The sequence below is a fragment of the Kribbella sp. VKM Ac-2571 genome, from assembly GCF_004362255.1.
GTDB classification, from domain to species: Bacteria; Actinomycetota; Actinomycetes; order Propionibacteriales; family Kribbellaceae; genus Kribbella; species Kribbella pratensis.
On record NZ_SNWS01000024.1, the window covers coordinates 131540 to 138074 of the forward strand.

At 68.6% G+C, this 6535-nt stretch carries 7 protein-coding genes; 2 read left to right on the top strand and 5 right to left on the bottom strand.

All coding sequences use genetic code 11. The features are described from left to right. The first annotated feature begins 123 nt into the window (after positions 1-123). Positions 124-987, top strand: a complete 864-nt coding sequence (locus tag EV651_RS37800) for a triacylglycerol lipase (RefSeq protein ID WP_133790390.1) — start codon at positions 124-126, stop codon at positions 985-987. 47 nt (positions 988-1034) lie between these two features. Then, positions 1035-1712, top strand: a complete 678-nt coding sequence (locus EV651_RS37805) for a hypothetical protein (protein ID WP_133790392.1) — start codon at positions 1035-1037, stop codon at positions 1710-1712. Positions 1713-1716: 4 nt separating this feature from the next. Here EV651_RS37805 and EV651_RS37810 read toward each other — a convergent pair whose 3' ends face one another. The 5 genes from EV651_RS37810 to EV651_RS37830 all read right to left on the bottom strand — a co-directional run bounded on the left by EV651_RS37810 (position 1717) and on the right by EV651_RS37830 (position 6311). Further along, positions 1717-1938 (bottom strand): hypothetical protein, encoded by a 222-nt coding sequence (locus EV651_RS37810; RefSeq protein WP_133790394.1) that lies wholly within the window; start codon positions 1936-1938, stop codon positions 1717-1719. Positions 1939-2035: 97 nt separating this feature from the next. Next, the gene (locus EV651_RS37815) at positions 2036-2527 is read right to left on the bottom strand and encodes a DUF2505 domain-containing protein (protein ID WP_133790396.1); all 492 of its coding nucleotides are present in this window, start codon (positions 2525-2527) and stop codon (positions 2036-2038) included. 17 nt (positions 2528-2544) lie between these two features. Beyond that, on the bottom strand, positions 2545-3294 hold the full coding sequence (locus tag EV651_RS37820) for a hypothetical protein (RefSeq protein ID WP_166658924.1): 750 nt from the start codon (positions 3292-3294) through the stop codon (positions 2545-2547). An 868-nt stretch (positions 3295-4162) separates the two neighbouring features. Further along, positions 4163-5620 carry a glycoside hydrolase family 76 protein gene (locus EV651_RS37825; protein WP_133790400.1) on the bottom strand — a complete coding sequence of 486 codons (1458 nt, stop codon included), beginning with the start codon at positions 5618-5620 and terminating at the stop codon, positions 4163-4165. 175 nt (positions 5621-5795) lie between these two features. Continuing rightward, positions 5796-6311 carry a hypothetical protein gene (locus EV651_RS37830; protein WP_133790402.1) on the bottom strand — a complete coding sequence of 172 codons (516 nt, stop codon included), beginning with the start codon at positions 6309-6311 and terminating at the stop codon, positions 5796-5798. Between the last annotated feature and the right edge of the window lie 224 nt (positions 6312-6535).

Below are 6535 nucleotides of genomic sequence, written 5' to 3' on the forward strand. Positions count from 1 at the left end.
GTGTGGCCGATCCGTAACCGAGAGATCTTGTTATGAACACGAGCCCTTGTTAATAACCGGCCAACGTGCTCCACTACCCGTGATCTACTGATCACTCGTCGACACATTCGCGGGGAGTTTGTCATGCGCCACCGCCTCCGCCGGACCGCCGCGGCCCTGCTCGCCGCCGTCCTCCTGACCGGAGTTGTCACGTCTGGCACCGCGGGTGCTGCGGCGTCGTCGGGGTTCGACGACTGGACGTGCAAACCGTCGGCCGCGCACCCGAACCCGCTCGTCCTGCTGCACGGCCTCGGCGGCAACGGCCCCGGAAACTACTCGTACCTCGGCCCGTTCCTCGCCGCGAGGGGCTACTGCGCCTTCACCCTCACCTACGGTCAGGCGACCCCGGCGATCCCGGTCGGTGGCACGGTCTCGATCGCGCAGTCGTCCAAGGAGATCGCGTCCTTCGTCCAGCGAGTGCGCCGGACGACCGGTGCCGCGAAGGTCGACATCGTGGGCCACTCCGAGGGCGGTTTCCAGTCCATCTACGGACCGAAGGTCCTCGGGTACGCCGATCAGGTCGGCAAGGTGATCGCACTGGCGCCGCCGACGCACGGTACGACGTTCGGCGGGCTGGTCAGCGTGGGTGACTACCTCGGCCTGGGCCCGCTCGTCGACCAGGTCCTACAGCAGTTCGGGTGCCCGGCCTGCGACGAACTCATCGTCGGCGGCTCAGCCGTCGCCAAGCTGACCGCGGGCCCGATCGCGCAGCCCGGCGTGAGGTACACCGTGATCGCGTCCCGCTTCGACGCGCTGGTCACACCGCACGAGACGTCGTTCATCCGCGAACCCGGCGTGACAAACGAGTTCGTGCAGGACACCTGCCCGCTGGACCCGGTCGGCCACGTCGGCCTGGCCTTTGACCCGACCGTCGCCCAACTCGTAGCCAACGCTCTCGACCCCACCCGTGCGACGCGGGTGGCCTGCGCCTTCGGCCCCGCACTGTAGGTCTTATTCGGAGGCGGCGACACACGCGGTTGCCTATCCTCTCCACCGTGACACCCGACGAGACGCTCAAGTTGCTGGGGCGTGAAGCCGACCACCGGGACACGGAACGGGCACTGCGGGAGGCTGGGTGGACTCCTTGTGGGGCGGGCGATTGGGCGATCGCGTTGCGGGCGCCGGACGGTCGTGCGGCCGCGCGGATCAGTCCGTTCGATCCGACAGCGCCGTACACGGTGGCGTTGTATCGAGAGGCGGCGCACACCGGTCAGGTACCGCGGCTGTTCGCGCATCGCCGACTGGTGGGCGGCGGGGACCTGCAGATCATGGAGTGGCTCGATCCGGTCGACGCGGACGAGGCGGCTGAGTTCCACCGGGCGTTGGCGGCGCGGGAGCCGGCAGTTGCCGAGCTCGCGGAGGTCGTATGGCGCGTGCACGAGCGGGGGCGCCGCGAGCTGGAGTGGTTCGCGCCGAAGCTGGACGACAACCCGGACAACATCATGCGCAACGCGGACGGCCGACTGGTCGCCGCGGACCTCTTCGGCGCCGACGGCCCGAGGCTCTACGCGGCGGTCGTCGACGATCCGAATCTCGTGGCAACCACCATCCCCGAGCCGGAACGCCGCTTCATGACCGAAATCCCCCTCACCAACACCGGCCCCTGGCCCCCCGACGTACGCGAAGCCATGCGCCAAGCCCTAACCACAGCCGACACCACAAACCAGCCGTAGGGAGTCAGGCGGATTGGTGGAGTTGTTGGGTGGGTGGGTCTACCAGGAGGGCGGAGCCGCACTTGACGCAGATCCACTCGTCGGGTTCGTCGACCAGGTAGTCCGAGGGCTCGATGCGTTCGAAGGGCATCACGGTGGCGCAGAACGCGCAGTACTGGTCCGCGTCGGTGGTCGACGGGGTGCGATCGTGCTTCTTTCGCAGGGAACTCTGCATCAAACGGGGCATCAGAACGGGTCACCTCCGGTGCAACACTTCCTCTCAGGTTGCCACCGGAGGCGACCCGGTCAGCGCAACGACACGGCCCGGTCGTGGATGGGCGAGATTACTTGCCGGCCCAGTCGTGGCCGAGGTCGTGTTCCTTCTGGAGGCCGGAGCGGATCGCGTCCACCACGAACGGTTCCATCTTCTTGCCGATCAGGGGTACGGCGACCTTGACGTCGAGGTCGATGGCCTGGACTGTCTGAGCGCCGTCCCGGGCGATCCGGGCGGTGCCCTTCAGGGTGACCGGGGTGTTGGCGATCTCGCCGGCCACGTCCGCGGTCCGCGAGCCGTCGGCCGCGGCGGCGTGCCAGGTCTCGGTCTGGACGACGGTCAGCGTCTCACCGACGAACTTCCGCGCCATGTCGGGGATGTCGGTGGCCTCCATCTTCCGGGAGACCCGGACGACGGTGTCGGTCCCTGACGCGCTGACCGTGACGTCGTACGACAGTGCCTTGGTCTTCTCACAGGCCTGCTCGCGGAAGGCGGTGTCCGTCACGATCGCGAACACTTCCTCGGGGGTGGCGTCGTACGACGCCGACATCTTCAGCTCCATGCCCGTCATCATGGCATCTAGGGCGTGGCACCCGGCGTCAACGTGACCGTGACGGTGCGGTTCCGGGCGTCGGTGCGGTACGGCGGGTGTGCCTGGTCGCCGGACTGCATCGTGAACGCGGTCAACGGGAGACCTGACGCGGTGCTGAGCTGCTGGGTCGCGACACGGGCTCGTAGGAGTGCGGTGCGTGAGCCGCCTGAGTTGGTTCCGCCTGGTACGACGACCGAGTAGCCGGTCACGGTGATCGTTGCCTTCAGCCCAGGGAGCCGCTTTCCGAGTACGTCGAGTGCGCGCGCGCCGGATGTACTGAGGTCGGTGCCGGCTGCGAACACCCCCTCCGTGAAAACGACACGCACCGGGCTCTTCTCGCGCTGCGCCAGCACACCTGCGCCCGCAACGCGTCGTGCGATCACAGCCAACTTGCCCGCGGTTGCGGCTGCTTCGGCGCGACGCTGCGCCTCCAACGCCGCCAACCGCCGAGCCAACTCAGCCGCCCGCTCCTCCGCGCCGGTGTCAGCACTTGGTGTGGGCGTCGGCTGTATCTGAGCCGGCTGCGCCACAGGTTCATCGGCACGACCACCGAAGGCAACCGCGCCCTCAGCAACCACCGCACCGACCAGCACCACTGCCACGACAACCGGCAGCACAGGCCGCGCCGCCCGCCGGCGCCCACGAATCGCCGCCACCATCCGCCGCCCCGCCATCGCCCCCGCAACCAACGACCCAGCCGCACCACCCGCGCCATCCCGGCCATCCGCGCCACCCACCCCCGCCGGAGCACCTGTGCCCGCTCCAGCCTTTTCCACCTCCGCCCAGAGAGCGTCCGCCTCGTCCCATCTCTTTTGCTGGGCTCGGATTCGGGCTAGTAGGTCGAGGACCCCGGATGATGGGCCGTACAGGTCGGTGAGCAAGGTAGCTGCGCCGGAGAGGTCGCCCTGGCGGGCGAGGTCGGCTGCTCGCGGCTCTGCTCGCGATCGATCGAGTCGTGGTGGCTGCGACCGCGGCATCGTGGTCCTCGTGCACCTTGGGGTGGCAACCGCACCCGGAGACGTCGTCGCCCCAGGGCGCGAACACCTCGTGGACCAGGCGGCGGCGCGGGTCGCCGAGGATCAGGTCGCAGGCGGCCTGGATCTCGTGCGGGTCGCGAGAGGTCGCCGTACCGAGGTCGATGTCGGCGCCGACCTCGAGCGCCGCGCGCAACCGCTGCGCGACCTGACGCGTGGTGCGTGCGTTCGCATCCGCGAGCAGCCCGCTGATCCGGAAGGCGTTGCGCCGGTACAGGTCCGGCCCGGCAAGTCTGCGCAACTCGTCGACGATCGGATCCGCCACCGGCTCACCCCCAGGGTTGTGGGGTCCTGTGGACCCGTCACTTCACCTTGGCACCGGAAACGGACCGTTAGAGACGCATTCAGACCGCTCTGGACCTCCCCTGGATCCCCTGTGGACAGACCTTGTATCGAACCTGCACTTCAGAGGGCGTCTGAGGACCCTGCGCCTACTGCGCGGCCCTCGGCGGGCACCTCGCCGAGCGGGAGCGAAGGGAACGATGACACCACATCGACCCCTCCGCTCCCGCTCACCGAGGCACTCCGCCGAGCACCTGCTCGCGACGGCGCAGGGTCCTCAGACGCCCTCTCAGACCGCGTTCAGTAGATCGAGGGCGGATTGCTGGCGGGCGGCGTCGAGTTTGTCGACCGGGCCGTACCAGCGCAGACCGTACTGATCCATCGGCGTCCGATCGGCGGCGAAGGCGCGGTCGGCCTGGCGTTGCAGGTAGGACGTGTACTGGTGGTCGGACAGCGCCGCGTTCAGCTTGCCGAGGCCGCGGACGTGGGCGCCCTTGAACGACGGGCCGTCACCGCCGCAGTCGCCGTTCTCGCACGGCTCGCGCAGGATGCCGTCGGCGGTGTGCAGCGACGACGCGGTGGTCGACGCGTCGGCGAGCCGGCGGGCGGACGTCAGGTACGCCGAGTTGTTCGTTGCCTTGGACAACTCCGTGAGCGCTCCGATCAGCACGCCCTGGTTGTACGTCCACGCGGTGTCGCCGTTGTTCTTGCACGTGGACAGGTCGATCCCGTCGTTCACCAGGTTCGAGCCGTTGATCATCCCGGTCTGCTGGAACCACGTCCACCCGGCCTGCGCGCGTTGCAGGTACGTCGTGTCGCCGCCGATCCGGCTGTGCAACTGCGCGTTCAGCTGGATGTAGAGCGAGTTCGAGATCGCGTTCTTGTACGTCTTCGCCTCGCTCCACCAGACACCGCCGCCGCAGGTGTTGTCCCAGTACGCCGCCATGTGATCGGCGTCCGCGCGCGCCGTCTGCAGGTAGCGGGCCTCGCCGGTGAGGTCGTACGCCGCAACCCATGCAAGGCCCCACCACCCGGTGTCGTCGATGTAGTCGTTGCGGAACTGACCCTCGAACTTGTTCAGGTTCAGATCGTACGTCTTGCCGATCGCGTACTTGTAGCTCTGCATCCCGCTGACCCGGGCGTTGTCGATCAACGCGTTCAGCGCGTTGGCCGAGTTCCACCAGCCTGTGGTGTCGAAGAGCCCGCTGGCCAGGTTGTAGTCCTGCATCAGCGCGGTCGCGGCCGCCGTACGACGGTCCCACGCGTTCCACGTCGTACGGGCCCACGGCGTACAGGCGATGTCGGTGCGGTCGCCGGCCTTACCGCAGGCGCGGAGCGCTCCGACGCCGAGGTTGTTCCAGTCGTCGACGTTGTACATCTGCGTCCGCCAGCCGCGTTGGCCGCTGGGGATCGCGGTGTTGCCGAGGCGGCTGCCGCCGGACCAGGTGCGGCCGCCGTCCATCGAGCGGTCCAGCCAGACCTCGTCGCCGGGGTTGCCGTTCTCGATCGAGGCCCAGCCCATCGCGTCGTCGTCGTCGAAGTGCAAGGTGATCGTGCGGCCGAAGATCGTGGTGGAGACGGGAGCCCGGTCGTTGGGCGCGAGGGCGGGGTCGCGGGCGTCGCAGTACTTGTTGCAGATCGTTGCCTGGGTGGACATGTTCACCTGGGGGGTCTCAGCCGGCGGCGGTGGTGGCGCGCCGAGGGGAGCGATCAGCAGGGACAGGCTGGAAACGATTCCAACGTACATCACAGATCTCCCTGGGGCGGTAGGAAGAAGGCGGTGCCACCGAAGGTAGGTGGGCGGCGACTCTACGTCAAGATGGGGTGGCGGATCGCCAGGCCATCACAATCGGCGGTGGACGGGCGGCCGCGCGCTGGGGAGTGCCGAACGCCGGCGATTGTGATGGCCTGCAGGTCCGGGGTCAGAAGGTGAGGAGCGCGGCGAGGATTCCGGCGGTGAGGATGAGGGTGGCCGCAATCGACACGCGGCGGCCGCGGGTGCGGCGGCGGGTGATGGCGGACCGGTCGGGGCGGGTCGTGCACGGCTCGAAGCCGAGTTCGTCGGACGGTGCGAGTGCGCTGCCGAGGCGGGCGAGAAACGAGCGCCGCTCCGCCTGCCGGGTTGCTTCCTCAACGACCCGGCGGCGCATGAACTCCCGGAGCCTGGTCGCCGGGACCCTGACATCCGGCGCCACGGTCAGGCTCGACGGGAGCACGAGATCGGTCGGCAGGGTGAGCCCCGGCGGGAGCGCCCGCTGGACTACCGCATGTGCCGCCGCCACCCGCCTCGCCCGGCTGATCGTAGGCGGGAGGATCAGATAAGCGAGGTGGACGAGCGACCGGTAGTCGTCGAGCAACAACGCCTCGATCAGCGGCTCTTCCCGAGTGGGACCCTGAACCGGTCCCGGGACGATCGGGCTCTCGACCGTGACGGACATGCAACTCCTAGAACTCGGCGTACCGCTGTGCACATTGCCGCGACTCCGTCGCGGCGGGTCATGGGGCTGTAACTCCCGGTCTTCCCTCGTCGCTTCGGTCGCTTCGCTCCCTGCGCTCCTCAGTCCAGACCGGGAGGCCCCATGACACTCCCTGTGTCAACCTCAGGCAGCGACGGGCTTGTTGAGCGCTGCTGCGGCACCGTGTTTGGCGGGGTCGTAGGGGA

What these genes read in the sequence shown, in the direction of transcription:
- EV651_RS37800 (WP_133790390.1), top strand. Translation starts at nt 124, where the DNA reads ATGCGCCACCGCCTCCGCCGGACCGCCGCGGCCCTGCTCGCCGCCGTC.
- EV651_RS37825 (WP_133790400.1), bottom strand. Translation starts at nt 5,620, where the DNA reads ATGTACGTTGGAATCGTTTCCAGCCTGTCCCTGCTGATCGCTCCCCTC.
- EV651_RS37810 (WP_133790394.1), bottom strand. Translation starts at nt 1,938, where the DNA reads ATGCCCCGTTTGATGCAGAGTTCCCTGCGAAAGAAGCACGATCGCACC.
- EV651_RS37830 (WP_133790402.1), bottom strand. Translation starts at nt 6,311, where the DNA reads ATGTCCGTCACGGTCGAGAGCCCGATCGTCCCGGGACCGGTTCAGGGT.
- EV651_RS37815 (WP_133790396.1), bottom strand. Translation starts at nt 2,527, where the DNA reads ATGGAGCTGAAGATGTCGGCGTCGTACGACGCCACCCCCGAGGAAGTG.